Source organism: Desulfovibrio sp. GTC20076 (assembly GCF_055385905.1).
On sequence record NZ_AP039366.1, the window covers coordinates 141,426 to 167,736 of the forward strand.

Annotated in this window: 21 protein-coding genes and 2 tRNA genes; 14 read left to right on the forward strand and 9 right to left on the reverse strand. The window is 58.1% G+C overall.

The annotated features are described in order from the left end of the window. Nucleotides 1-3 precede the first annotated feature (3 nt). Complete coding sequence (locus ACZ495_RS00615) at nt 4-1,392, forward strand: hypothetical protein (RefSeq protein ID WP_464262474.1); 1,389 nt, start codon at nt 4-6, stop codon at nt 1,390-1,392. After that, nucleotides 1,385-1,957: a hypothetical protein gene (locus ACZ495_RS00620; protein ID WP_464262475.1), complete on the forward strand. Its 573-nt coding sequence runs from the start codon at nt 1,385-1,387 to the stop codon at nt 1,955-1,957. Before ACZ495_RS00615 ends, ACZ495_RS00620 begins: the two co-directional genes overlap by 8 nt. A 486-nt stretch (nt 1,958-2,443) precedes the next feature. Here ACZ495_RS00620 and ACZ495_RS00625 read toward each other — a convergent pair. Both ACZ495_RS00625 and ACZ495_RS00630 read right to left on the reverse strand, forming a co-directional pair. Next, nucleotides 2,444-2,520: transfer RNA gene (locus tag ACZ495_RS00625), tRNA-Pro, on the reverse strand. A gap of 434 nt (nt 2,521-2,954) precedes the next feature. Next, nucleotides 2,955-3,030: transfer RNA gene (locus ACZ495_RS00630), tRNA-His, on the reverse strand. A gap of 269 nt (nt 3,031-3,299) precedes the next feature. On the opposite strand from ACZ495_RS00630, the gene murA reads away from it, so the two are divergent. Together murA and ACZ495_RS00640 are read left to right on the forward strand one after the other, a co-directional pair. Then, nucleotides 3,300-4,553 carry a UDP-N-acetylglucosamine 1-carboxyvinyltransferase gene (murA, locus tag ACZ495_RS00635; protein ID WP_394027215.1) on the forward strand — a complete coding sequence of 418 codons (1,254 nt, stop codon included), beginning with the start codon at nt 3,300-3,302 and terminating at the stop codon, nt 4,551-4,553. 17 nt (nt 4,554-4,570) lie between these two features. Continuing rightward, nucleotides 4,571-5,278: a BON domain-containing protein gene (locus ACZ495_RS00640; protein WP_012625465.1), complete on the forward strand. Its 708-nt coding sequence runs from the start codon at nt 4,571-4,573 to the stop codon at nt 5,276-5,278. 262 nt (nt 5,279-5,540) lie between these two features. Here ACZ495_RS00640 and ACZ495_RS00645 read toward each other — a convergent pair whose 3' ends face one another. The 4 genes from ACZ495_RS00645 to ACZ495_RS00660 form a co-directional block, all read right to left on the reverse strand. Further along, nucleotides 5,541-6,044: a hypothetical protein gene (locus ACZ495_RS00645; RefSeq protein ID WP_012625464.1), complete on the reverse strand. Its 504-nt coding sequence runs from the start codon at nt 6,042-6,044 to the stop codon at nt 5,541-5,543. A gap of 101 nt (nt 6,045-6,145) precedes the next feature. Further along, complete coding sequence (locus ACZ495_RS00650; RefSeq protein ID WP_012625463.1) at nt 6,146-6,649, reverse strand: cob(I)yrinic acid a,c-diamide adenosyltransferase; 504 nt, start codon at nt 6,647-6,649, stop codon at nt 6,146-6,148. Then, complete coding sequence (gene amrS, locus ACZ495_RS00655) at nt 6,649-7,671, reverse strand: AmmeMemoRadiSam system radical SAM enzyme (RefSeq protein WP_464262476.1); 1,023 nt, start codon at nt 7,669-7,671, stop codon at nt 6,649-6,651. Before amrS ends, ACZ495_RS00650 begins: the two co-directional genes overlap by 1 nt. Nucleotide 7,672: 1 nt before the next feature. Continuing rightward, on the reverse strand, nt 7,673-8,665 hold the full coding sequence (locus ACZ495_RS00660) for a hypothetical protein (protein ID WP_394027218.1): 993 nt from the start codon (nt 8,663-8,665) through the stop codon (nt 7,673-7,675). Between the two features lie 567 nt (nt 8,666-9,232). Here ACZ495_RS00660 and purM point away from each other — a divergent pair. The 3 genes from purM to gmhB all read left to right on the forward strand — a co-directional run bounded on the left by purM (nt 9,233) and on the right by gmhB (nt 11,590). Further along, the gene (purM, locus tag ACZ495_RS00665) at nt 9,233-10,300 is read left to right on the forward strand and encodes a phosphoribosylformylglycinamidine cyclo-ligase (RefSeq protein ID WP_464262477.1); all 1,068 of its coding nucleotides are present in this window, start codon (nt 9,233-9,235) and stop codon (nt 10,298-10,300) included. Nucleotides 10,301-10,478: 178 nt separating this feature from the next. After that, nucleotides 10,479-10,943, forward strand: coding sequence for a YccF domain-containing protein (locus tag ACZ495_RS00670; RefSeq protein WP_072311215.1), 465 nt, complete (start codon nt 10,479-10,481; stop codon nt 10,941-10,943). A gap of 41 nt (nt 10,944-10,984) precedes the next feature. Beyond that, nucleotides 10,985-11,590, forward strand: a complete 606-nt coding sequence (gmhB, locus tag ACZ495_RS00675; protein ID WP_012625458.1) for a D-glycero-beta-D-manno-heptose 1,7-bisphosphate 7-phosphatase — start codon at nt 10,985-10,987, stop codon at nt 11,588-11,590. A 216-nt stretch (nt 11,591-11,806) separates the two neighbouring features. Here the strand turns inward: gmhB and fliM are convergent, their stop codons facing one another. After that, nucleotides 11,807-12,787 (reverse strand): flagellar motor switch protein FliM, encoded by a 981-nt coding sequence (fliM, locus tag ACZ495_RS00680; protein WP_012625457.1) that lies wholly within the window; start codon nt 12,785-12,787, stop codon nt 11,807-11,809. Nucleotides 12,788-12,970: 183 nt separating this feature from the next. Between fliM and ACZ495_RS00685 the strand changes: the two genes are divergently transcribed. The 7 genes from ACZ495_RS00685 to ACZ495_RS00715 all read left to right on the forward strand — a co-directional run bounded on the left by ACZ495_RS00685 (nt 12,971) and on the right by ACZ495_RS00715 (nt 23,815). Continuing rightward, nucleotides 12,971-14,887, forward strand: a complete 1,917-nt coding sequence (locus tag ACZ495_RS00685; protein ID WP_464262478.1) for an ASKHA domain-containing protein — start codon at nt 12,971-12,973, stop codon at nt 14,885-14,887. Next, the gene (locus ACZ495_RS00690) at nt 14,888-16,867 is read left to right on the forward strand and encodes a small ribosomal subunit Rsm22 family protein (RefSeq protein WP_464262479.1); all 1,980 of its coding nucleotides are present in this window, start codon (nt 14,888-14,890) and stop codon (nt 16,865-16,867) included. 423 nt (nt 16,868-17,290) lie between these two features. Beyond that, nucleotides 17,291-19,636 (forward strand): vitamin B12-dependent ribonucleotide reductase, encoded by a 2,346-nt coding sequence (locus tag ACZ495_RS00695; protein WP_464262480.1) that lies wholly within the window; start codon nt 17,291-17,293, stop codon nt 19,634-19,636. A 233-nt stretch (nt 19,637-19,869) separates the two neighbouring features. Beyond that, nucleotides 19,870-20,784, forward strand: coding sequence for an IS481 family transposase (locus tag ACZ495_RS00700; protein WP_464262035.1), 915 nt, complete (start codon nt 19,870-19,872; stop codon nt 20,782-20,784). Between the two features lie 220 nt (nt 20,785-21,004). Next, nucleotides 21,005-21,511: a metal-dependent hydrolase gene (locus ACZ495_RS00705; RefSeq protein ID WP_464262481.1), complete on the forward strand. Its 507-nt coding sequence runs from the start codon at nt 21,005-21,007 to the stop codon at nt 21,509-21,511. A gap of 295 nt (nt 21,512-21,806) precedes the next feature. Beyond that, complete coding sequence (cfa, locus tag ACZ495_RS00710; RefSeq protein WP_012625452.1) at nt 21,807-22,919, forward strand: cyclopropane fatty acyl phospholipid synthase; 1,113 nt, start codon at nt 21,807-21,809, stop codon at nt 22,917-22,919. Between the two features lie 107 nt (nt 22,920-23,026). Beyond that, the gene (locus ACZ495_RS00715; RefSeq protein WP_464262482.1) at nt 23,027-23,815 is read left to right on the forward strand and encodes a hypothetical protein; all 789 of its coding nucleotides are present in this window, start codon (nt 23,027-23,029) and stop codon (nt 23,813-23,815) included. A 363-nt stretch (nt 23,816-24,178) separates the two neighbouring features. On the opposite strand, the gene hcp is transcribed toward ACZ495_RS00715, so the two are convergent. Both hcp and ACZ495_RS00725 read right to left on the reverse strand, forming a co-directional pair. Further along, a complete protein-coding gene (gene hcp / locus ACZ495_RS00720; RefSeq protein WP_197971538.1) occupies nt 24,179-25,804 on the reverse strand; it encodes a hydroxylamine reductase in 1,626 nt (541 codons plus the stop codon). Between the two features lie 150 nt (nt 25,805-25,954). Beyond that, a complete protein-coding gene (locus tag ACZ495_RS00725) occupies nt 25,955-26,296 on the reverse strand; it encodes a cupin domain-containing protein (RefSeq protein ID WP_012625449.1) in 342 nt (113 codons plus the stop codon). Nucleotides 26,297-26,311: the final 15 nt, after the last annotated feature.

Here is a 26,311-nt window from a genome sequence, read left to right on the forward strand (position 1 = left end):
ACAATGAATACAGACAAAGCATATCTTTTAGGATTAATTATTGGGGGCGGAATTTTTGGAAATGCAGAAGATGTCTTCAAAATCAAGCTTCCATACAATAAATGGGGATCATTTGAAAGCAACCCCCAACGAGCAGGCCAGATTGCAGGGGATATACTTCGAAAAGTCGGACAAATGTTTCGTGCGGTTTATGGACTTTCTGTTCAATACGAAGCAATGCCGGGAGGAATATGGTATATATACTGCGAAGGCGATTCGACTGTAATTAGAAAAGATTTATTGCAATATGAAATTGCCTGTGAAGGTGAACTCCGTGGAAATGCTGACATCAGCAAGATTGTTGAGGACTTGATTGATGATAACCTTAAAAGAAGATTTATCGCTGGACTTGCTGATACTATTGGAAGCATGGCAAAATCTCAACGCAGATTTTCAGATGAACATCAAATTCTTTCATTAGAAATTAAAGGCTATAATTTTAAATTTGTATGTAATTTATGCCGACTACTCTATAGCGTCAACTGCATCGCCGACCAAGTAAATTGGAATCATCCGAATATTCACTGTACCAGTGATCCTCATTATACATCCTGGAATAAAGGATTTAAATTGCGCATATTGCTTGATCAATATGCAAAATTTGGAGCTTTTGCATTTCGTACAAAAGCTGAATCTTCGATTGAAAATCGTAGCCTACAACAACAAGTACATTCTGCTGAAAAGTGTGAAGAACGTGAAATCAGCATTGTCCCTGCGACTGTCCACCCTGCTGAACACGATTCGCGGTTGCCAAAAGTTATTCGCGGTGGACACTACATTCACTTTCGACATTTTTGCGCGGTATTAGGCTGTGAGCATGCACCATATGAAAAAATTGAACGCCATTTTGCAAGGGTCGGCGAACTGATTAATCCATTCCCTATCTTATGCAAAGATACTAGCGACAAAATCAAAGAGATTGTTAAAATTGATCCAATTCTCTCACAAAGAGAGTATGTAGACTCTGATGTCAGTGTATCGTCACTATTCGAAGTATTTCAAAAAAATGAAAATTGTAAAATATATGGCAATTCTGATGACAATGGATATCCCATTCGCAAAGTAATCCAAGCAATTGCTTATATTATTGCAGATGACAGTGAACTGTCTGGAAAACGTCCACGTAAATATTCTGACGTAGTCCAGAATCATATTGATCGGGAGCCAGGTATCTCTATAAAAATTAGACAGCCTGAGTTGCTCACCCCGTTAATTCTTATTGGGAATGGTAGAGGTGCTCTAGTTGGGGCTGATAACCCACGAGTTTATAAAAAATTGGTTTCTCGCTCTGCTGAGAATAAATATAAACTGTGTGTCCGCAATATAACTGAGGAAGATTTGCGCAATGCGTAATGAAGTTTCCTATTACCCTGAAATACAAAATTTTATTGAGACTCAAATTTTAAGCAATGTTCGTGCAAAAAAATGCATGAATGTGCATGTTTTTTGGGGGATTGGTGAACTTAAAACCAACCTACAAAGAATTTTGGATGAGCACCCTGTAGAATGTGCATGCGCGCATGCTTTCACAAAAAAAGTTCCTCCATTAAATTTAGACATATTTGCTTTAATTACAGATGGAAATAAATTTGAGCTTCTCATATTGGAAATTAAACTTGTTAAAAGTGCAGGACTGAGCGAATGGTCACAACTTGTGGGGTATTGCCTTGTTTCAGGGGCAAAATACGGGTTGCTTGTAAATATCGACCGTGGGGGGAGCCAGAGATTAACACAAATGTTAGCGACAGAAAAGCATCTTTCGCATGTAACAACAATCGTTGATGATAAACAACGAAATCATTTCCTTTCTTTTATGCAATGGGATAGCTTAACGCAAAATTTTGAATATAGTAACCTTGGCGAAATCAGTTCTTTGTCAGACTTAAGCAATAGGCTTATATCTGAATTTTCAGTTTAACATTTATGTTACACACTATTTTGCAATAAACTAATTCTCTTTCATTTCACAAATTGAGCAATGTCCAAATTCTCTTTTTGATTTATTTTTGCCCCACAATTCAAACATTGCCATGCTTCTGCCCTTTCTATTGCTTCTGTATGACCGATAACTCTGTCGGCCGCGAGATTGGTTCCATTTCTCCCTTTGGTTCGGAGCAAACCGTCTTCTACCTCCGAAAAGCACACCAACAGATCACTTAGGGGCTGATCCTCCAGCTTCACTCCACATCAAATCACACGCCAATCGATCCCATGTCCGCAAGCGTTTGTATCGTTGATGCAATTTTTTAACTTGTGGCCATGTGGCGCGATTTTTTTAAATATATATCAGATAGTTACAGCAATTTCTCCCAAAATTCTACCACACGCCACTTTTGGCGATCCCATTCAACGCAAGAAAGGGATAGTCGGGTTTTCACCTAACTATCCCTTTTTCTTGGATATATGGTCGGAGCGAAAGGATTCGAACCTTCGACCCCCTGCTCCCAAAGCAGGTGCGCTACCAAGCTGCGCCACGCTCCGCAGGAATGCGCCGTGGCAAATGCCGGCGCGGAATCAGTGGGGGAAACAAACTGTTGTTTGCCATCCCGGCGGGGCGTCTGCCCCGACATGCCCACGATCTGCCTGAAAGTTGTCCCCATAAAAGCGCATTTTTTGCGCGGGACCATTGCGCTGTCGGTTTAACCATTTTGCCATGCCCCGTGTCAAGCCCTGCCTTGGGTTCCGGTGGGGCGTACGGGCAAGGCATTTTTGCCCTTCCGGCTGTTAGCGGCTCCGGGCCGATTCGTGCCGGGTCAGGGGAACGGTCCCGCTAGGGCCGCCGTTCATAGCATGTGCCTGACCAAAGATCATGCGTTCAGGTGGCTCGAAAGGTTTACGCCTGTGCCGGAAAGGGCGGGAAAGGAAGAAACGTCCGGGAGGCAGGCCTCACAGACGTTTCCGCAAAAAGAAATTTGTGGGGCGAAAGATGGGACTTGAACCCACGGCCACCTGGGCCACAACCAGGTGCTCTACCTACTGAGCTACTTCCGCCACAGAAAAATTCTTATAAGCAGGATAATTCCTTTTGGCAAGCTTTTTTTACATTGCTGCGGCTCTGGATTTTATCTAGAAAAAAAACTACACTGCGCCAACCGCCGCAAGGGGTGGCCTGCAGCCACTTTTTCGACCGTTGTTACGGCAGGTCTGCCGTCCCGTCCGCCACTGTCTGCCCGGCTGCTTTTCGTCCCTTTCGGGCAAGCCTGGTGACCGGGGCCGGATTTTCGCGGCCACAAGCATAAAAAAATATTTCGGGGATATATATGGACAAGTTGGTCATTGAGGGCGGTGTGCCGCTTACGGGCAGTATTGAGGTGAGCGGCTCAAAAAATGCTGCGCTGCCTATCCTTTTTGCTGCAATTTTGCCTGAAGAGCCTGTTACTATTACCAATGTTCCTGATCTTCGCGATATTCACACCACCCTCAATCTGCTCAAGGTGCTCGGTTGCGACTGCCAGTACGAAAACGGGCATGTGCGTATCGTTCCGGGCAGTCTGCTGCCCGAAGCCCCGTACGACCTTGTGCGCACCATGCGGGCATCGGTGCTTTGCCTGGGGCCTCTGCTTGCCCGCATAGGCCAGGCCCGTGTGGCGCTGCCCGGCGGCTGCGCCATCGGCGCGCGCCCCGTGGACCAGCACTTGAAGGGGCTGGAGCAGATGGGCGCGAGCTTTCAATTGGAAGAAGGCTATATCATCGGCCGCTGCCGCAAGCTCACGGGCGCGCACATCACGTTTGACATGCCCACGGTGGGCGGCACGGAAAACCTGCTCATGGCGGCTGTACTGGCCGAGGGCAAGACCGTGCTGGAAAACGTGGCTCTTGAGCCTGAGGTGGTGGATCTGGCAAATTTCCTGTGCGCCTGCGGCGCGCGCATAAGCGGGCAGGGCACATCGTGCATACGTATTGAGGGCGTCACCTCCCTGCATCAGGCTACGTATCCCGTCATGCCGGACCGCATTGAAGCCGGAACATTTCTGGCGGCGGCGGGCATTACAGGTGGCGAACTTCTTTTGCACAACTGCCCTTATGACGAGCTTGAGTCCGTTATCCTCAAACTGCGCAGCATGGGGATGGAGATCACGCAGCAGGGCAGCGGCGTGCTGGCCCGCTGCTGCGCGGCCCCCCTGCGCGGCACGGACGTGAAAACCCAGCCATACCCCGGCTTTCCTACAGACATGCAGGCCCAGATCATGGCGCTCATGTGCCTGGCGCAGGGGGCCAGCGTGGTGGAAGAAAGCATTTTTGAAAACCGCTTCATGCATGTTCTTGAGCTGATGCGCATGGGCGCGCAGATCAAGGTTTCGGGCCATACGGCCATGGTGCGCGGCGTACAGAAACTTACGGGCGCGCCTGTTATGGCATCAGACCTGCGGGCCAGTGCTTCACTGGTGCTTGCGGGCCTTGCTGCCCAGGGCGTAACAGAGGTGCGGCGCATTTATCACCTGGACAGGGGCTACGAGCATATCGAGCACAAGCTTAACGCCGTGGGCGCGCGCATCCGGCGGGAAAAGCAGTAAACAGCCAAGGAGAAACCATGCAACGCCTGGCGCTTATTTTGCTTTTGTTCATGCTGGCCGGTCTTAACGGCTGCGCTTACAGCGGGTATGGCCTGTATGACGACCAGCGCCTTATGGATACCATTTCGGACGACAAGGGAATGGCGACCAAAATCAAGACAGCCCTTATGAATGAGAGCTTTACCGGGGGCTGGTCTGTGGCGGTATACAGTTTTTACCGGCATGTTTTTCTGGTGGGTGAGGTTCCGCCGGACATGCAGGGCAAGGCCCTGGCCATTGCCCGCCGGTATAATCCGCTTTCGGTAACGCCGCACTGGTTTACCCCGGGCAGGAGCGATACCAGCAACATTGTACTGGCAACCAGGCTGCGCAAGGACCTTATCGGAACCAAGGGGCTTTCTTCCACCCGTATAGATACAGAAGTGAACGCGGGCAGGGTGGTGTTGCTGGGGGTAGTGAAGGATGACGCTGAAAAGCAGCTTGCCATACAGGCGGCGCGGAGCGTACCGGGAGTAACCTCGGTAACAAGCTACCTTATGCTGCCGCAAAAAGCCGGACAGCTTGGCGCGGGTGCATCCGAGCAGCATGAAGGCATGGGACCGGCCGATGGCGGTTTTGTGCCTGACAGCGCTTCGGGCAGTTCGGGGGGCATGAATACCTCTCCTGCATCTTCGGGCGGAACGCCGGGCGCTTCCGGCAATGTAGAAAGTCGCGACCTGCCCTGATTCGGGCGGATTGTCGCATGTCCGAAGATCCGGCGAAAGGCATCCCCGGATTTTTGTGCAGCGCCTTTCCGGTGGAACTTTGAGGTTTACGCAGCAGGGGCCGCACGGCGCATGACATGGCGCGGGCGGCCTCTGCTGCGTCTGAAACGTTGTTGGAAAACAAGACGGCAACGGGTTGCGGTTCGGGCCGTCAGGCTATGTGCGTACTTGGCCGCCTGAGAGGCGGGCTGCAAGTCCGCCGGATAGGCTGTTGTGCGTCGTTTCAGGATTTTTTACGGCCCAGGGCCAGCCCCATACGGCGGATGCCTTCCTGTGGTTCGGCGGGCAGCATTTCCCAGTCAGCCTCCTTGTGGCGCACGAGAGCGGCGATCGCGTCCAGAGCTTCTTCGGCGCTATCCACCCAGTGACTCACGGCCCCGTGCAGCATGAGACCTGGGCCTTCCAAAGGTCCGCATATGCCGAGCACGGGGACCCCGGCTCCGGCGGCCAGCCCCACTTCCACACCGGCATCCTGGCCGGAGGCTCCGTAATAGATGACCATGTCCGCCTCAAGGCAGGCATCGCGGCAAAAGGTATACACCTGGCCGCCGTCCCGGTCTGTATCCATCCAGATGCGGCGTTCAGCCGGGGTCAGGCCCGGGGGTGGCACGGCTTTTTCCGTCCAGTCCAGAATACGGCAGCCCATGCCGCGCAGTTCGCGGCCCAGAAGGCGCACACCGTGTTTATGCTTGAAAGAGCCTGCCACGTAGATGGTAAATGCCGCCATGAACAGTCCTTTACGGTTTTTTCACAGAGTGTGGGAACGTGTTGCTGCAAGGGGCGTGCTGTCTCGCATGAAAGGGTAAAGGCTTTCATGCGGCGCGGCCCTCAATATTCGATGCCGGGCGCGGCCTTGATGCCGGCGCGCCAGGGATGCTTGATTTCGGTCATGGAGGTCACAAGGTCCGCCGCGTCCACCAGCCAGTCCGGCGCGTTCCGGCCCGAAAGCACCAGGTGCGTAGCCTGCTGCCGCGCCAGAGCCATGAGTTCTTCAATCTCCTCGCGCAAAAGAATGCCCGCGCCAAAGGCGTAAAGGCTTTCATCCAGCACCAGCATATCGGCTTCGGCCATCTGTCGTCGCGCCCATGCAAGCACTTGCAATGCGGCCTCACGGTGGGCGGGGCGGTCTTCGTCACGGCGCAGAAAGCCGCAGCCCCCGGCCAGAAAGCGTGGCCCCAGCCATTGAGCCAGCATGGCCTGCTCACCTGCCTGTCCATCGCGTTTCATAAACTGACCAAAAGCCACGGTCATGCCCTGGCCCATGGCGCGTACGGCCTGCCCAGTGCAGGCGCTTGTCTTGCCTTTGCCGTCACCCGTATAAACAAGAATCATCAGCTCCACACTCCTGTCAGGGCCGCGTGACAGGAAGGACACGCGCCGGGCGCGTCTGCCTGCATGAGTGACCGTATGTTGTAGCCACGGCGCTCTATAACCAGGTTGCCGCACTGGGGACAAAACGTATTGCCGCCCAACGCGCTCTGCGCATTGCCTATATATACAAAATGCAGGCCTTCATCACGGCCTATGGCCCAGGCTTCTTCAAGTTTTGCCAGCGGGGTGGAAGGATGGTCGGCCATGAGGTGCGCACCGTGAAAGGCTGAGATATGCCAGGGGGTATCGGCCCCCAGTTCCTGCCGGATAAAGGACGCGGCGGCCTTGAGTTCGCCCGGGCTGTCATTGACGCCGGGAATGACGAGGGTTGTCACTTCGAGCCACCAGCCCATGGCCCTGATGGTCTTGAGATTGTCGAGCACCGGCTGCAGGCGCGCGCCGCAGTACTGGCGATAGAAGCTGTCGCTGAAAGCCTTGAGGTCCACATTGGCTGCCTGAACGCTCCGGCTCAGAACCGTCAGGCAATCCGTCGACATATAGCCGTTGGTCACCAGCAGGCTGCGCATGCCCCGGGCCACGGCAAGGGAAGCGGTTTCGTAAACCAGCTCAAAAAAAACCGTAGGCTCGTTGTAGGTAAAAGCCATGCTGCGGGCGTGGTTTTCCTGGGCCAGGAGTATCAGGTCTTCGGGCGTGGCGCGCCTGCCGGGAACTACGCCGTTGGCGGGTATGTGGGCAATGTCGCTGTTCTGGCAAAACTTGCAGGAAAAGTTGCAGCCCACGCTGCCGACAGAAAAAGTCCGGCTGCCCGGAAGAAAGTGGTAGAGCGGTTTTTTTTCTACCGGATCCAGATTGACGGCGGTGACCACATCACGCACCACCGAGACAAGTTCTCCATTGATATTGGCCCGCACACCGCACAGGCCCTTGGCCCCTTTTTTGAGGCGGCAGCCATGTGCGCAGAGGCGGCACAGCACGCTGCCCTGATCGTGCCCTTGAAGAGGCTGCCAGAGTTGTGTCTGCATGTCAGCGTTCCTCCGTGCCGGAACCGGGTGGGTATATGCTGCTGAATGGCATGGAACGGGCCGTGCCGCCTTGTCCCGGCGCAGACTGTATGCCGTTTTGCGGCGGGGCGGCCGGGGACGATCCTGTGGGAACCCCAAAGGACTGCGGCGTCGGCGGCGCCCCTTGCTGCCGCCATGCCTGCTCGTCGGCAAGGGTGTCAGCCTGGTCATTGGCCCGCTGATTGAGGGTGGGGGGAGCGTACTGCGGCGGAGAGTTCTGGGGGGGCAGCCCATCGTTGCCCTGCCTGTAGCCTCGGTCATACCCCTGTTCGTAGCCTTGATTATAGCCTTGCCCGAAACCCTGGGTATAGCCCTGATCGTAGCCCTGATTGCCGTAACTGCCACCCGGTCGGGCGGCGCCGTCGGGCCATGTCGGGCCGCCGGGCTGCGGATTGCTGTTGAAATAGGGATCCTGCTGCCAGTTGTAGCCGGGTGCGCCTGTCTGGGGACCGGGCCGCTGGTGGGGATATGTGGGCCGCATACCGCCCGGACCGGGGCGGTGTTCGGGGCGCTGGCCTCCGTAATGCTGTCCCGGATATGTACCTGGATGTTGTCCCGGATGTGAGCCGGGACCGGGCATGCCCGGGTACGGTCCGCCGGGCAGGGGTATGCCCGGCGTAACGCCGCCCCATTGTCCGCCCGGTCCGTAGCTGCCGTCAGGGGATACCCACGGAGTTACGTAGATGGAGCCGTTCCATTGCTGCGGCTGCGGCGGTGGCGGTGGCGGCGTTACCGACGTGATGATGTCTCCGTTGCTGTCACGCCATGTACGGGTATGCCCCCGGCGTTCCAGTCCTTCCGCTTCAAGATCCCGCGTCCCCCAAACCTGTGCGCCGCCCTGCTGGCCGGGCGGGGGAACGTAATTTTCCTGTCCGGCCGCCAGGGATGCACCCGGGCGTAAGGCCCACAGGCAGCAAGATGCGCACAGCAGGCATATGGCAGCGATATTTTTCATGATTGTCCTCACTTGGAGCACGTGTTCGGGAGGGGGCTTCCGATGCAGTCTTGTTGCAGGCAGAAGGCGGCCGCACGGTTGGCCCGCGAGTGCTTCCGGAACAGACAGTAGCAAATTTTATGCCTTATGCCACGCGGGTAAAGCCTGGCATCCGGCGGAAAGGCGGTGCTTTTTCGCGATGCGCATGCCGGCTGCCCGTGTCTGGAATGGCACGGTGCTGGCCGGATTTGGCGCTATCCGCGTTGTCAGTCTAGCAACGCCGGGCCTGACGGTCCATAAAGAAGCTGGACCTGGCGGGATTTTTTGCCGGGAATGGTTTGCCTGAAATGATGAAGCCCGATGCAGCGGCCTCTGTCGGCCCATACGTTTTTTATGCAAAGAGGTACCCACTGGCGGAAAAACTGTGCTGAGGCGCCGCATCGGCCTGAAGACGGGCAAAAATATCCGGCAACAGCAAGGGCGCGGCGCGACGCGCCATGCGCGGGGTACTGCTTCGGCCATGCAAAAAAGTCGCTTGGGCTTTGCGGCAAAATCTGCTAAAGAACCGCAATCCAAAGGAGGCTACGGATGTCCAGCGATCGCGCGAAAGCCTATACTCAGGCAGGCGTTGACATTGAGGCGGGAAACACCCTTGTGTCGCGCATCAAGTCTATGGTGCAGAGCACCCAGACCAGGGGTGTCATTTCAGACATAGGCGGCTTCGGCGGCCTTTTCCGTCCCGATCTCAGCGGTATGAGCGAGCCTGTGCTGGTTTCTTCCACCGATGGTGTGGGCACCAAGCTCAAACTGGCTTTCGCTTTTGACAAGCACGACACCGTGGGCATCGACCTGGTGGCCATGAGTGTGAACGATATTCTTGTTCAGGGGGCCACGCCCCTGTTCTTTCTTGACTATTTTGCCACTGGCAAGCTGGACGTAGACACGGCCCAGACCGTCATCGGCGGCGTGGCCGAAGGCTGCCGCCAGTCCGATTGCGCCCTGTTGGGCGGCGAAACAGCGGAAATGCCCGACATGTACGCCCCCGGCGAGTATGATCTGGCCGGTTTCTGCGTAGGCATTGTGGACAATGCCAGACTTATTGACGGCTCAAGCATTCAGGTGGGCGACCACATCGTGGGCATTGCCTCGTCGGGCCTGCATTCAAACGGTTATTCCCTGGCCCGCAAGGTGCTGGAAAAGAGCGGCCTTGCCCCCGACGATGTTTTTCCTGGCGCGGACGGCGCCACAGTGCGCGACGTAATGCTTGCCCCCACCATCATTTATGTGGAGGCCGTGCGTTCCCTCCTGCGCGACCTTAACGTCAAGGGCATGGCCCATATTACGGGCGGCGGCTTTTATGACAATATCCCCCGCGTCCTGCCTGCGCAGGTGGAGGCCCGCATCAATTTCGGCAGCTGGCAGATGTCTCCGGTTTTCAGGTGGCTCAAGGAAACGGGCGACCTTTCCTGGCCTGAAATCCTGCAGATATTCAACGGCGGCATCGGCTACGTACTGGTGCTGCCCCCTGACCAGAGCGAAGAAGCCATCAGCCGTATTCAGGCGTTCAACCTGCGCGCCTGGCATATCGGCAATGTGGCCCGCCGTGGCAAGAATGATGCGGGCGGCGAAAATGAACAGGTTATTGTAAACTTCTGATTTCCGGCGCATCAGTTTACAGCCGCCCCGGGCGGCCAAAGCCCGTCTGCGCCGGTTTCGCGGGCGGGCTGTTTTCATGTCGTATGGCCGGGACACGCCGATGGACGAAAGCGTTGTGTCCCATGTTCCTTTGCGTTTGCGGTGCTACTCTGGCGTCTGCCGCCGGACTGGGGGAAACATGAACAGTACCTTGGGCTGCCTTGGCAATGCCCTGTGGTTCATACTCGGTGGCTTTGTCATGGGCCTTGTGTGGTGGATGTTCGGCGTGCTCTGTTTTATCTCCATCATCGGCATTCCCTGGGGCCGTGCCTGTTTTGTCATGGGCAACTTCACCTTTTTTCCCTTCGGCAAAATGCCCGTCTCGCGCGAGGTGCTCACCGGGCAGCCCGATGTGGGAACCGGGGTGCTGGGAACAGTGGGCAATATCCTGTGGCTCGTCTTTGCGGGCATATGGATAGCCCTGGGGCATCTGGTATCTGCGGCGGCCTGCGCCGTGACCATTATCGGCATTCCCTTTGCCTGGCAGCACGTCAAGCTGGCGGCCCTGGCCCTTTGCCCCATCGGCAAAACCGTTGTACCCGCTGCGGTGGCCCAGGCTGCAGAAGAGGCCGCCACCCTGCGCGGTTACCAAAAGCAGAAATAGCGCCGGAATACGGCAGAGAACACAGGGGCAGGAGCAGAATCATGACGGAAAAAACGGCGTTGCGCCGGGCTATTTTTCTTGACCGCGACGGAACCCTGAACAGGGATACGGGCTATGTACACCGCAAGGAAGACTGGCAATGGCTGCCCGGCGTGCCCGAGGCGCTCAAACGTCTGCGCGCCGTGGGCTATGTGCTGGTGGTGGTAAGCAACCAGTCGGGGATTGCGCGGGGCATGTTTGACCATGACGCCCTGAAGCGTCTGGAAGAATGGGTCAATGCCGACCTTGCGGCCAAAAATGCCGCCATTGATGCATGGTACTATTGCCCGCACCTGCCTGAAATTACCGGCCCATGCCAGTGCCGCAAGCCTGAGCCCGGGCTTCTTCTCCGGGCTGCCCGCGATCTGGATCTGGACCTTGCCAACTCGTGGATGATCGGCGACCGCGTGCGCGACGTGCGTGCCGGGCTGGCGGCGGGCTGCCGCAGCATTCTGCTGCATCCTGAAAGCGGCGGCCATGAGGATGACGGGGACGTGCCGGACGGCGTGTCCGTAGCACCGCATCTGCCTGCGGCGGGGGTGCACATTCTGGCTCCGCGCATGCGTGAACTGCGCGCGGCCCGTCTGCTGGAAAAGATGAAGGAGTGAGTCGGGCAGGGTTGCCTTGTCGCAAACAGGTCCGGCAAAAAGGGCGGCCCGTCACGGCAGGCTCCGCCGGTATGGCAGGCTGCCGGCCGGATATGCTGTGCTGCAGCATTGTTCTGGCAGTTGCCGGGCTGGCGGCAAAGCCACCAGAGCGCAAGGGCGGTTCATGTACAGCCCGTCTGTGGCAGCCCATCTGTGCAGGTTGCCGTGCTTGTATGATCAGGTGTACTGTGGCTCGTTTTCTTTGATAATCTGAAATGATTTCATGGCCTTGATTGTTCCGGCAATGCCCTGATACTTGCACACGCCCGCCACAGTGCAGTCGAGCATGTCTTCCTCATCCTTGTCCAGCACCAGAATATCTCCTACCTGCATGCGCAGAAGCTGGTTGCCCGTAATCGTGGTCTTGCCGAAGCATACTTTGAGTTCTACCGGAGTTTCCATAAGGCGCTCTTTAAGGCGCGCCACCCAGGCATGGTCCACCTCAAGCCGTTCTGTCTGAAAGCTGGCGTGCAGTTTGGAGCGGATGGGTTCAATGGTGGCGTAGGGCAGGCAGATGATCATGGAGCCGAGGGCCGTGTCCAGCTCAACTTCAAAGGTGATGACCACCACAACATCGCTGGGTGGCACAATGGCCGCAAACTGCGGATTGATCTCGCTGCGTACCAGCTCCAGCTTGACATCGTGCACGGGTCGCCAGGATTCTTCCATATTGTCCAGGGCAATTTTGACGATCTTGTCGACCACGGCCTGTTCAATGCGGGTAAATTCGCGTCCTTCCACCTTGGGCTGGGAGCCTGCGCCGCCGAAGACGCTTTCCACAAGGGCGAAGACCAGGCGTGAGTCCACCACCATGATGGCATTGCCGCGCAGCGGATCCATCTTGAAGATGTTGATGGAAGTGGGAACGGGCAGGGAACGCATGAATTCGCCGAACTTTGTCATATCAATGGATATGGGGTTCAGTTCCACGCGTTTGCGCACAGAGTTGGAAAGCGCGTTGGTGCACAGCCGGGCAAAACGGTCATTGACGATTTCGAGCACGGGCATGCGCCCGCGTATGATGCGGTCCTGATTGGCAAGGTCAAAGGCCACTATGCCGGAATCGTCCTCCGGCACTTCAACCTCGCTTTCGATTTCGCCGCCTGAAAGCCCGCGCAGCAGGGCATCCACTTCATCTTGCGCCAAAACTTTGTTCATGCCAGCCTCGACAAACATCCTGTGATGGTTCTTGGTATTCTTCGTCAGCAAGAGCAACCATGCAAGAAAAAGGCCATTTTGACAAGCTGTGGAATGCGTCCACAGGGCGGCGGGCCGTTCATACATGCCCTTTTTCTTGCCAACCACGGCCCCTTGAGGCAGTCTACAGCCGGAGCAAAGCCCATGCTGTTACGAATATTTTCTGCCGCCTCCGGCAAGGCTAACCCTGTGGAAGGTGCATCCGTACCGCTTTTGGAACTTGCGGCTGCACCGGGCGACAGTCTTTCGCGGGCCATCTGGCTTTCGGGGCTGCTGCCCCCCCTGCCGCTATGTGGAGGGCTTGGCCGCTGCGGGCGCTGCCGGGTGCGTTTTTCCAGTCCTGTGCCGCCCCTGCCTGCTGAGGCGGAGGTTTTTTCCGTATGGGAACTGGAACAGGGCTGGCGGCTGGCCTGCCGCCGTCAAGTGCCTGACGCCGCGCAACTGGATATTGCCCTGCCGCCGGAAAATCTTGCAGGGCATGCGGAACTTCCGGTCAGGCCGGACGGGGAGTACCCGCAGCCCGCGTCTGCACCCACAGGCGAAGGTGCACTTCCGGCGTTCCCGGCAGGGCTTGTCCCTTTGGCGCTGGCCGTGGACCTTGGGACCACATCCGTGTACTGGCGGGCCGTGCGCCTGCCAGAAGCATGCCGAAAAAGCGATGCTTGCGGCCAGGCTCGCAATGGCCTGCCTGTCAGGGGTTGCGTGCCTGCCCGGTCTGCTCCGTGCGGCATTGCTGCCGGAGAGTACAGCGGTGCGCCGGAGGTTATGGGGCAGGGGCATTTTCTGAATCCGCAGGCCGGGGCCGGGGCTGATGTCATGTCCCGTCTGGCCGTGGCGAGGCACGAGCCGGGGCGCGCCGTGCTGTCCCGTCTTGCCCGGCAGAGCCTGCTGCGGGTGGCGGACTCGCTTGAGCGCGGTGGCATGGGCCGTGTAGAGCGTTTGTGCGTGGCGGCCAATACGGCCATGACGGATATTTTTCTCGACCGCCCGGTGGAGGGCCTTTGTGCAGCGCCCTACCGCCTTGAGCATCAAGGGCATGAATGGGCGGACGTGCCGGGCTTTCCCCCCGTGTATATTCCCCCCTTGCCCGCGCCCTTTGCCGGGGGCGATGTGAGCGCGGGGCTGGCGGCCCTGCTTGCCGCTGATGTGCCGCGTCCTTTTGTGCTGGCAGACCTTGGCACCAACGGCGAACTGGCCCTGATGGACGAGGCTGGCGGCCTCTTGCTTGCCAGCGTGCCTCTTGGCCCGGCCCTTGAAGGTATTGGCCCGCAGTGCGGGCAGCTTGCCGGGCCGGGGGTGATCACGGATTTCAGCCTGGCGCCCACCGGGCTTGAAGCGCATTTCTTTATGCCGGAGCCGCATGCCGCAGCAAAGCCGGGGCCTGTGCCGGATGCTATGCCGGATACCGTGTGGGGGACAGTGCCACATGGCGGGCATTGTCCTTGTCCGGCCTGCCAGACTGCGACTGGCGAAACCGAACGACGCGATCCGGCGGAAGGGGCCTTGCCCCCGGTGCGCGGCATCAGCGCCACGGGCTATGTGTCTTTGCTGGCGGTGCTGCTGCGTGTCGGTCTGTTGCGCGAAGATGGAGCGTTTGTGCCGGACCCGGCCATGCCGCTGGCCCGCAGGCTGGCCGTTGCGCTGGAGGCCGGAAACGGAAGCGGCGGGGCGCGTTTGCGCCTGCCTTACGGACAGTGGCTGTGCGCCGCGGATGTGGAGGAACTGCTCAAGGTAAAGGCGGCCTTTGCCCTGGCTCTTGAGAGTCTGCTCGCAGCGGCGGGGCTTGCCCCGCAGGACGTAAGCTCCCTGTGTCTGGCCGGCGCCCTTGGCGAACATGTGCGGGCGCATGACCTGCAAACTATTGGTTTAATTTCGCCAGCCCTGGCGCCGCGCCTGCGCGCTGTGGGCAATGCCTCACTTGACGGCGCGGCGCTTCTGGCCGTGCACCCGCGTCATCGTGAGGAACTGGCCCGGCTCTGCGCCCGGGCCAACGTGCTTTCTCTTGTAGACGAAAAGAATTTTCACCAGAACTATTTGCGCCACATGCGCTTCGGAGCATAAATGTCTGATCAGAGCAAAAAGGATTCCCGGCCTCCCCGTCCGCAGCAGGACGAAAAAACGCGCGGCAGAGGCGACAGGCCGTCCCGTCCCGGAAAACCCGCAGGAGCCGGGGCGGATAAGGCGGAGCGGCGCAGACCGGGCAAGGACAAAACCGGCGGCCGCAGCGATCAGGGCAGCCACGGCGATACGGCGGGCAATGGCCGCTCCCGGGGCGGCAGACCTGCCGGTCCGGAGAAGGGCGGTACGTCCCGCGGTGCCGGAGCGGACAAAAAACGCGCCGAAAGACCGGCTCCCGGCGGCAAACCCGGCGAGGCCGGGCGTGACGGGCGTGGTCGGCCGGGCCACAAAGGGCCGGATGATAATCGTTCTGGCGGCAGGGGGGCGGCCAGGCCTTCCGGCAAGAGCAGGCAGGAGCACACGCCCGGGCGTGGCCTGCGTGATGCCCGCGAAATTCGTGCCCCGCGTCGCGACGGCGCATACGGAACCGCATGGCAGGGAGCCGAGGCCCTGTTTCCGCCTTTGATGGAAGAAGCGCGTCATATCCTTGAGCAACTGCCGCAGGCCCTGTCGCGCGTGTGGCCTTTGAGCAAGGCGCACCGCCGGACCCTGCCTGACGACGTGGCCCGTCTTTCACGCCTGCTTACCACCGAGCGCGCCGCGCTGGACCGTCCGTACTGGAGTTCTCCGGCATTCGTCAGCGCTTATCTGTATTATTTTCTGCCCTGGAATCTCGTGCGGCTCACCCGGCTGCTGTCGGCCATGCCGCTGCCCGACCCGCATCTTGCCGCGCCGCAGGGCGGCAAGGCGCTGCTGCTGGACGTGGGTTCAGGCCCGTTGACGCTGCCCCTGGCCTTGTGGCTGGCCCGGCCCCAATGGCGTCAAGCCCCCATTCAGGTGCTGGCGCTGGACAATTCGTCGCAGCCGCTGGATCTGGGCCGCGCCCTGCTTGAAGAGCTGGCCGGACTTACCTTTCATGAGCCGTGGGCCGTGCAGGTGGCCCGGGGCCAGATGGAGCATGCTGCCCGGCATGCCGCACCCCTGCTTGCCGGGGGGGGGGCTCGGCCCTGGCTGGTCAGTGCGGCCAATGTGCTTAATGAGCTGCGCTTCGGCAAGCGCAGCGGGCGGGGAAGTTCCCTTGAAGAGCGGCTCGGCCTGCTGGACGACGACGCGCCGGATGACTTCGGCAGTGCCGACGATGTGGAAGATATGGGCGATGACGGATTTTCAGGGGGCAGCCACATGCTGCGGCCTGGCCGTGCACGCGGGCGCGAGGCTGCTGATGGCGAGCGGCCTGAAGACTGCCGCCAGGAAAAACTGGTGCGCTTTCTGGACTCTCTGGCACCCCTGTTCCACAGCCGTTACGCGGCCCCGCAAGGCCCGGCCCTGCTTTTTGTGGAGCCGGGTACGCGCCTCGGCGGCTCCACCATCATGGATCTGCGGCAGCTTGCTGTGGAAGGCGGGCTTACGGCGCTGGCCCCTTGCCCTCATCAGGCAGCCTGCCCGCTGTCCGGTGGTCAGGGCGGGCGTACCTGGTGTCACTTCACTTTTGGCAGCGAAGGTGCGCCGCGCTGGCTTGAAGGGCTTTCTGCGGATTCCGGTCTTGCCAAGAGCGGCCTGAGCCTGGCGCCCCTGCTGCTTGCACCCGTACCCCCGGCAGAAGCCGCCCGCATGGCTCCTGAAGGGCCGCACGGGCATGGCCGGCCGCCGCGCTCGGGCGTCATGAAAGCCCGTGTGCTCACGGCCCCCTTTGCGGTCCCCGGTCTGGCGGGGCGGGGACGCTACGCCTGTTCAGCCTGCGGCCTTTTGCTGCTGGAAGATGCCGACGGGCTGCCCTCCGGGCATATGCTTGACGTGAACGTGCCCCCGGATGCGGCGCGCGATGCCAAAAGCGGCGCACGCATTGTGCGGCGGCCCGGCACCTCTTCTTCGGTGCAAGCTCCCCGGCGTGGGCAGGGGCGTAATGAAAGAGGTGGCAGATAGACTGGCCCCAGGTGTTGCAAGACTAAAAAAATGTCTTCTCAACGCATGCAGGCCGCCTTTTATGGCGTGCAACCGTGCATGCGTACAGCGCCGGCCACTGTGGCGAGGGGGCTGCCCGCGCCGCCGTCCGTCCAGTGGGCCAGGGCCGTTGCAAGGCAAGGTTGCGTCAACTTTTGATATTTACGGTTTGTCGTGCCTGCCCGTCTTTACCGCCCCGCGTACCGCCGTATGGAACGCGGGGCGGATTTTTGTCAAGCGTTGCTTAATGGTATGTTTTATCGTTATAAAAAATAATAAAAACCAAATAGTTATCACAATGTCATGCTTTGACGGCTTTTATTTGTTCCGTAAGCGTGTATAGTGGCTTTTGGCCCGCAGGGCCGTTTTCACTCATTGTAACTTCAAGAAAAGGTTACTGCTCCCATGCTTGCAATGCCCAAAAATCTGCCCCATCCGCAACTGAAGCCCAATACCGAAGTTGTTTTGCAAAAGCGCTATCTGCGTAAAAATCTGGACGGCAAAATCATCGAAGCGCCGCGCGATCTTTTCTGGCGCGTGGCCGCCGCTATTGCAGCCCAGGAAGAAAACTATAAAAATTCGAGCCGTACGCCGAACCAACTGGCCCGTGATTTTTACGACCTCATGACCAGCTGGAAATTTCTGCCCAATTCGCCCACCCTCATGAATGCCGGTACGGAACTGGGGCAGCTTTCGGCCTGCTTTGTGCTGCCCGTGGGCGACTCCATTGAAGAAATTTTTGACGCCGTCAAATACGCCGCCATGATACACAAGTCCGGCGGTGGTACGGGCTTTTCCTTTTCCCGCCTGCGGCCCAAAGATAGCCGCGTAGGCTCCACCGGGGGCGTGGCGTCCGGCCCGGTATCCTTTTTGCGCATCTTTAATACCGCCACTGAACAGATAAAGCAGGGCGGCACACGGCGCGGGGCCAATATGGGCATTCTGCGGGTGGATCATCCGGACATTCTGGAATTCATCCGGGCCAAGGAAAAAGAGGGAGAGTTCAATAACTTCAATCTTTCCGTCGGATTGACAGAATCTTTCATGCAGGCCGTGGAAAACGACGAGCAGTATGACCTTGTTTCGCCCAATAACGGCGAAGTCATGAAGCGTCTGCCCGCGCGTGATGTTTTTGACCTTCTGGTGCGTAAGGCGTGGCAGTCCGGCGATCCGGGTATTGTTTTTCTGGACCGCATCAATCGCGACAATCCCACGCCTGATCAAGGCGAGATCGAATCCACCAACCCTTGCGGCGAACAGCCGCTTTTGCCCTTTGAGGCGTGCAATCTGGGGTCCATCAATCTTTCGTGCTTTCATGTGCCGGGGCATGAGAACAGTGCTGACCCCGCTGCGGGCATTGATTGGGACGAACTGCGCCGCGTGGTGCATCTGTCTGTGCGTTTTCTTGACAACGTCATCGATGCTTCGCGTTTTCCGCTTGACCGCATTGGCGAAACTGTACGCAAAAACCGCAAGATCGGTCTGGGCGTTATGGGCTTTGCGGACCTGCTCTTTCAGCTCGGCGTGCCCTATGACTCGCAGCAGGGCCTTGATCTTGGCGAGCGCATCATGGCCTTTGTGCAGGAAGAAGGGCACAGGGCATCGGCGGAACTGGCTCTGGAGCGCGGGCCTTTCCCGGCCTACGGATCTTCTGTGTTTGCCCGCAAGAAACTCGGGCCTTACCGCAACGCCACGGTAACCACCATTGCGCCCACGGGTACGTTGTCGATCATCGCGGGGTGCTCGTCCGGCGTGGAGCCGCTTTTTGCCCTTTGCTTTACCCGTAATATTCTGGACGGCGAGCGCCTGGTGGAGATCAATCCGCATTTTGAGGCAGCGCTGGAATCCGGAGGCCTGTTCAGCCATGAGTTGATGGATGCCGTAGTAGCCAAAGGCTCCATTCAGGATATGGGCTATCTGCCTGCCCCGCTGCGCAAGACTTTTGTGACCGCTATGGATATTGCGCCCCAGTGGCATCTGCGCATGCAGGCGGCCTTTCAGCGGCATACGGACAATGCCGTGTCCAAAACCGTCAACCTGTCCAACAGCGCAACAGAGCAGGACATCCGCGAGATTTACTGGCTGGCCTATCAGGAAGGCTGCAAGGGCGTCACCGTGTACCGCGACGGCTGCAAGAGCATTCAGGTGCTGGCTACCGGCGAAGGGCAGAAAAAAATGGACAGCGGCTCCGCTGAAGTGGCGGGCGGCAGTGCCCAGAACGGGCATGCGCCCGAGCATGCAGACCATCGGGCTGGCGCGCATGCGGTTGCGGCAGACGGCCCCATTGCCGCTGTGCCGTCACTGGTGCGCAAGCGGCCGGATGAGGTTCAGGGCTTCACCCGCAAGGTGCAGACGGGCCTTGGGGCCATGTATCTTACGGTGAACGAGGTGGACGGCAGACCTTTTGAAGTGTTCGCCACCATCGGCAAGTCCGGGCGTTCCATCACGGCCAAGGCAGAGGCCATCGGGCGGCTCGTGTCCCTTGCGCTGCGCTCCGGCGTGCATGTGCGTGACGTGGTGGCGCAGATCAAGGGCATCGGCGGCGAGCATCCTGTATTTCGGGGCAAGGGGCTGCTGCTGTCCATACCCGATGCCATCGCCTGGGTGCTGGAGCAGCGCTATCTCAAGGACGAAGTGGTGGATACAGTCAGTGATATTGCCGTCAGCCGTTGCCCGGACTGTGGCGAAAAGCTGGTGTTTCAGGAAGGCTGCCTCATTTGCCCGGCCTGTGGCTTTTCCCGCTGCGGCTAGAGCAGTTTAATTTTTAGATTGCTCTGACGGCTGCGTGAGCAGACGTTCACTACAGAGGCGTAAGTGCAGCTTGTCTGCGCGGTTAAACGCCGAGGTAAGCGTGTTTTAACCTTTGAGAGTATATGTTCTCAAAGGTATCTGCTCTAGATGTAGTGTTCCAATAGGTTGTTCACCCTCCCCCAAGTCGGTAAAGCTGGAGTTAACAGACAACAGCAAACCGATCGAGGGAGAAGGTGAACAGCCATAAGAATGCCAAACTGACCGCAAGAGGTCGAGAAGAAATGATACAGCGGATGCTGGACAATCCTGCCGCTACGGTGGCGGCAGGATTTGGAGTAAGCCTGCGAACCGCCAGAAAATGGATGAAGCGATACCGTGAAGGAGGTCTTGCTTCTTTAGCAGACGCCTCTTCCCGGCCTCGACATTGCAGAAATCGGCTGACGGAGCTGGACGTTTCCAGAATTTTTGAGTTGCGGAAAAAGCGACAGACTGGCGACGCAATCGCATTACGCCTTGGCCTGTGCCGCAGCACTGTGTTTCGTGCCTTGCGCAGACTCGGCTGCTCCCGGCTTTCTTCTTTGGAAGAAAAAGAGCCGGTACAGCGTTATCAATGGGCGAAGCCGGGGCAGATGCTTCATCTGGACATCAAGCGTCTCGGCAAGATTGATGGAGTTGGTCATAGGAAGACGGGGACACGGCAAGTCCGTCGGCATCGACCAGGTTGGGAATATTTACATGTATGTGTGGATGACGCTTCCAGGGCCGCGTATACGGCAGTACTGCCGGATGAAACGGCGGAATCTGCCATAGAGTTTTTGTGGTTTGCCATCGCGTGGTATGCTTCGCACGGCATCAAAGTAGAACGAATTCTGACGGACAATGGCGCTTGCTATAGGTCTTGGAAATTTCGAGACGCTTGCCGTGAGTTTGGAATAACGCATAAACGCACACGGCCTTATAGACCACAAACCAACGGCAAGGCAGAACGCTTCATTCGAACAGCATTGAATGAGTGGGCATACGCCGAAACGTATACCCACTCATGGAAAAGAACAGCTTATCTGTCGATATGGACGCATCGGTATAATTTCTTGCGACCACACTCGGCTCTTGGCAGAAAACCTCCAGCTTCAAGGCTAGGAGGGTGAACAACGTGTTGACACTCTACATCTAGAGTGATGCTGCTTTGAAACAGCCCTGATGCCTGCGTGAGCAGATATTCGCCGTTCAGGCGTAAACCGGCTTCAGCCGCAAGCCCCCCGGTACCGGCTGAAGCCGGCAGCGCTGTGCCTTGGCGGCGTTGCGCGCCGTAGGAGCGTCTTGAACCTTTGGAATGCATGTTTAGGTCAAAGGTTCTGAAGGAATTGCATGAAGTGGATAACCCATCAGGCCACGGCCGTGGCCGCTGCCCTGGCATTGCACCTGCCTGCCGCCGGAGTGGCGGCAGCCTGTGCCGGAGCCGTATTGCCCGATGTGCTGGATCAGCGCATGGCGGGGCTGGCCCCCACCAGACGGGGAAGACAGAGAATATTCAATGCCGTGCACCGGGGCATTACACACTGGTTTGGCTGGTGGCTGGGCCTGTGCGTGGCTGCCTTTGTTTTGCCGGCGGCCGAGCTTGGCCCCATAGGGCGTGATGTGTTGCTGGGCCTGGGATTTGGCGGCTTAAGCCATGTGGCTCTGGACATGCTGACGCCTTCCGGGGTTCCGCTGACGCCGTTTTCACGCCGCAACAGGGTTTCGCTCAGGCTCTGTTCCACCGGCAGCCTTGGTGAATACTGTTTTCTGGCCTGTGTGGTCGGGCTGACGTGGTGGTTTTACGGCGAAGACCTGCTGCACATGACACGGCACCTCGGCCGTATGAAAATTTTGTAGACTGCACTGACAGTGTTGCCCGCCGGACATCCGGGCGCGGCGAACGCGCGGCCCTGCCGTGACCGTTCGCCGCGTTTTTTATTGTACGCACCCTGAGCACATCTGGCATGGGGGATATTTTTACCTACCATGTATGAGTATATTAAGGGATGTTGTGTTTTTTAAAGCACAGCAGTACCATTGTTGGCATGTGAGGTTATATGGAGGAGTCTGACTTACGTAACTAGCAAAATTATTTGCTTTCTGTAAGGGCTTACGCATGTTTTTGCGTCAAGATCGATCAGGAGTATCAGTTATGTTTGAATCGGACATCAAAAAAATGCTGGCTTCAGTAGATGTGGAGATTGGTGGATCCCGCCCGTGGGATATTCAGGTTCATAACACTAAACTTTACAGCCGTGTCCTGTGTTTCGCCAACCTGGGTCTGGGTGAGGCGTATATGGAAGGCTGGTGGAACTGCACGGCCCTTGACCAGTTTTTTTACCGTGTGCTGCGGGGTGGTCTGGAAAAGCGTTTCCGTTTTACCCTGCCTGTTCTGCTGGAGGTTCTTGCCTATTCATTCCGCAATCTGCAAAGCCCTGAGCGGGCGCGTATGGTGGCGGTGCACCACTATGATTTCGGCAATGACGTTTTTGAGGCCATGCTTGATCCGGCCATGCAGTACAGCTGCGGTTACTGGGAAAATGCCACGAATCTGGAGGAAGCACAGCGGCAGAAGATGGATATGATCTGCCGCAAGCTACAGTTGCAGCCGGGTATGAACGTGCTGGACATCGGTTGCGGCTGGGGCGGGCTTGGACGCTACATGGCGCGGGAATACGGCGTACGGGTCACTGGAGTGACGGTTTCCGAGGCACAGGCACGTTATGCACGAGAACACGGCGAAGGCGAGGACCTCCGCTGGCTGTTGCAGGACTACCGTACGCTTTCCGGCACGTTTGACCGTATTGTTTCTGTGGGCATGTTCGAGCATGTGGGGCGCAAGAACTATGCTGTTTATATGGACACCGTTCGCCGTCTTCTGGCAGAAGACGGCCTTTTTTTACTGCACACCATAGGAGGGAACAAGGCGCGCCGTTGCGTGGACCCCTGGATTGAAAAATACATCTTCAAAAACGGCATCCTGCCCAGCATCCATCTGGTCGGCAACTGTGTTGAAGGCCGTATGGTGATGGAAGACTGGGAAAATTTCGGCGCGTATTATGATAAGACCCTCATGTGTTGGGCCGAAAATTTCGCCCGGGGCAGAAAAGAGGGGAGATTCCAGTGCAGCGAGGCACAGAGCCGCATGTTTCTGTACTATCTGTTAAGCTGCGCCGGGGCTTTCCGCGCCCGTGACCTTCAGTTATGGCAGATCGTCCTTTCGCCAAGAGGTGTTGAAGGGGGATATAGACGGCCGAAGATATAATACAGCCATGCCCGCCCTTGCCTTGCAGCAGGTAGGGCGTTATGGCTTCTGCTGCACGCCGTGACGCATGTTGTACGGCGCCCGTTTTATCCTTCAGAGAGAGCGCCGTGGACCGCATTCTTATCTTCAAGCTGACGCTTACCCCACTGCTTGTGCTTGCCTGTATGCTCATCACCCGGCGCTGGGGAACCTTTGCCGGAGGAGTGGCGGCAGGGCTGCCGGTGGTGTCCGGTTCGCTTTCTTTTTTTCTTACCCTTGAACAGGGCGCGGCCTTTTCTGCCCAGGCATCATATAATACCCTGCTCGGCATTGATGCCAACGGTCTGGCAGCCGTGGCCTACCCCTGGTTGGCCGTGCTTGGTGTGCCCTGGTATCTGGCGATTGTGCTTTCGTTGGGCATCTATTTTCTGGGCGGCTGGTTTGTGCAGTTTTTGCCGCACTGGCCCCTGGGCGCGGTGGGGCTTTCCCTGCTTTCGCCTTTGCTTGTGCTGGTCTGCCTGCCCCGGCAGAAGGCCCGAGCCGTGCCGCAGCCGCAGTCGCATCGCTGGCTCATGCCTGTGCAGATGGTTTTTGGCTCGCTGCTGGTCTACGTGGTCACTGGGGTGGCGCACTGGCTCGGGGCGGGCTGGAGCGGCATCCTTATGTTTTTTCCCGTTATGATCTGCGCCATGGTCCCTTTTATTCACGCCACCCAGGGACCTTGGGCCGTAGTGCGTGTGTACCGCGGGCTTATGGCGGGCTGGTTCGGCTGCATAGCTTTTTTTGCCATTGTCATGGCCCTTGTGGAAATTACGCCCTTGTGGCTCTGTTACGCTCTGGCCGTGGTCGCGGCCCTGGGAGCCGGTGCGGCTGTGAGTATTGTGCAAAAACGCAAAGCCGGAAATGCGGCATCCTGAAAGCGCGTAGAGTTGCAGCATGTTTGGCCGCAGAGCATGCTATGCCTGAAGGGCGCGCACGGGTTTGAGGGCAAGGCCTTGCGGCGGATTGGCGCAGGTGTGCCTTGTCTGGGTGTAATCGTCGGTTATTTGCAAGGTGAACTGCGGTAGCGCTGTTTACCTTATGAAAAAGTTTACATGGGCTAACGCTGCACGAGAGTGCAGCTCGCCGCAATACGGCGTGGATTCTGCCGGATATTGCAAGTTTGGGCAGAATAACCACGTTGAAATACTTCACATTCCAGCGTTAATCTGGACCAAAGAAATAAAAGGCGCGCACCGGAGTGCGCGCCTTCTGCTTGTTTGGGTGTGTTGTGGGAAGGGTTAGCCGAAGAACGCCTTGAGGTCGTCCTGCGGACTGGTGATGCCGCCGATGTTGAACTGTTCCACCAGCACCTTGGCCACGTTGGGCGAAAGGAAGGCGGGCAGCGTCGGTCCGAGGTGGATATTCTTCACGCCGAGGCTCAGCAGGGCCAGCAGCACGATAACGGCCTTCTGCTCGTACCAGGCGATATTGTAGACGATGGGCAGGTCGTTGACGTCCTCGAGGCCGAATACTTCCTTGAGCTTGAGGGCGATGACGGCCAGAGAGTAGGAGTCGTTGCACTGCCCGGCGTCCAGCACGCGCGGGATGCCGCCGATGTCGCCCAGATTGAGCTTGTTGTAGCGATATTTGGCGCAACCGGCGGTAAGGATGACCGTGTCTTTGGGCAGGCCTTCGGCAAAGTCGGTGTAGTAGCTGCGGGACTTGGCGCGGCCGTCGCAGCCGGCCATGACCACGAACTTTTTGATGGCGCCGGATTTGACCGCGTCAATCACCTTGTCGGCCAGGGCCAGTACCTGATTGTGCGCGAAGCCGCCGATGATTTCGCCGGATTCGATTTCCGTAGGCGCGGGACAGGTCTTGGCATGGGCGATGATGGCGCTGAAGTCCTTGTGTTCGCCGATTTCACCGGGGATATGCTTGCAGCCCGTAAAGCCCACGATGCCGGTGGTGTACACGCGGTCCTTGTAGCTGTCTTTGGGCGGCACAAGGCAGTTGGTGGTCAGCAGCACGGGGCCGTTAAAGCTTTCAAATTCTTCTTTCTGTTTCCACCATGCATTGCCGTAGTTGCCCTTGAAGTGCGCGTACTTCTTGAAGGCAGGGTAGTAATGGGCGGGCAGCATTTCAGAGTGGGTGTACACGTCAACGCCTGTGCCTTCGGTCTGCTTGAGCAGCATTTCAAGGTCGCGCAGGTCATGCCCGGAAATGAGGATGCCGGGATTGCTGCCCACGCCGATGTTGACCTTGGTAATTTCTGGGTGGCCGTAGGTGCCGGTATTGGCAGCATCCAGCAGGGCCATGGCCGATACGCCGAACTTGCCCGTTTCAAGGGTCAGGGCCACAAGGTCGGCCACGCTCAGGCTGTCATCCAGGGTTTTGGCAAGGGCTTCCTGCATGAAGGCGTCAAGGCTGTTTTCATGCTTGCCAAGCACATCCGCATGTTTGGCGTAGGCCGCCATGCCCTTGAGCCCAAAGGTGATGAGCCAGCGCAGGGAGCGCACATCATCATCGGTGGTGGCCATAACGCCTACGGTTCCGGCCTTGGCCAGCATGGCGGACTTTTCGGATGCTTCCCACAAGGCTGCATCGCTGAGGCCGCTCTTGTCGGTAAGGGACGCGGCCAGTTCCTTTTTGGCGGCACAGGTCATGCGCACACGCTCGGCAAGGATGTCGTCGTCAAAGTTGGCATTGGTGATGGTGGCAAACAGGTTGCCGGTAACCAGGCGGTCTATCCTGTGGTCAACGGCCTTGCCTTCGGCGCGCAGGCGCGTGGCGATCTGGCCGAGGCCCTTGGTCACATAGATCAGCGCGTCCTGAAGGGCGGCTGTTTCAGGCTTTTTGCCGCACACGCCTACCTGGGTGCAGCCTTTGTTACCCACGGTTTCCTGGCACTGGTAGCAGAACATGGCATTACTCATGGTGTCTTGTCCTTATATGGCTCCGTTGCGGCGGAGGCTTGGGTGAAACCCGCAGCGGGCGGGCATCGGGGATGAAAAAATGTTTACGGTATGAAAGCTGTCCGGGCCGCTTTTGTGCCGCCGGTGGGCGGGCTGGCGTTACTCCGGCGGAAAAATGACAACCAGCAGCATCTTGAAGCGCTCCACAGCGCTGACGGAATGGGGCTGCCCTGCGGGCATGATGATGGACTCTCCGGCCTTGAGGGGGCTGGTCTGTCCGTTGATGGTCACTTGCCCCTGTCCTTCAAGGGCCAGCACAAAGGCGTCGCCCGTGGAGGTGTGGGCGCTGATTTTTTCGCCCTTGTCAAAGGCGAAAAGGGTTATACCCACGGCATCATTCTGAACAAGCGTCTTGCTGGCTACCTGGCCCGGCTGGCAATCCACCTGCGCGGCCAGGGGCAGCGCGGTGGCGTAATCCAGATTCTTGAGCAGGCGTTGCATGGTTCCCTCCTTGCT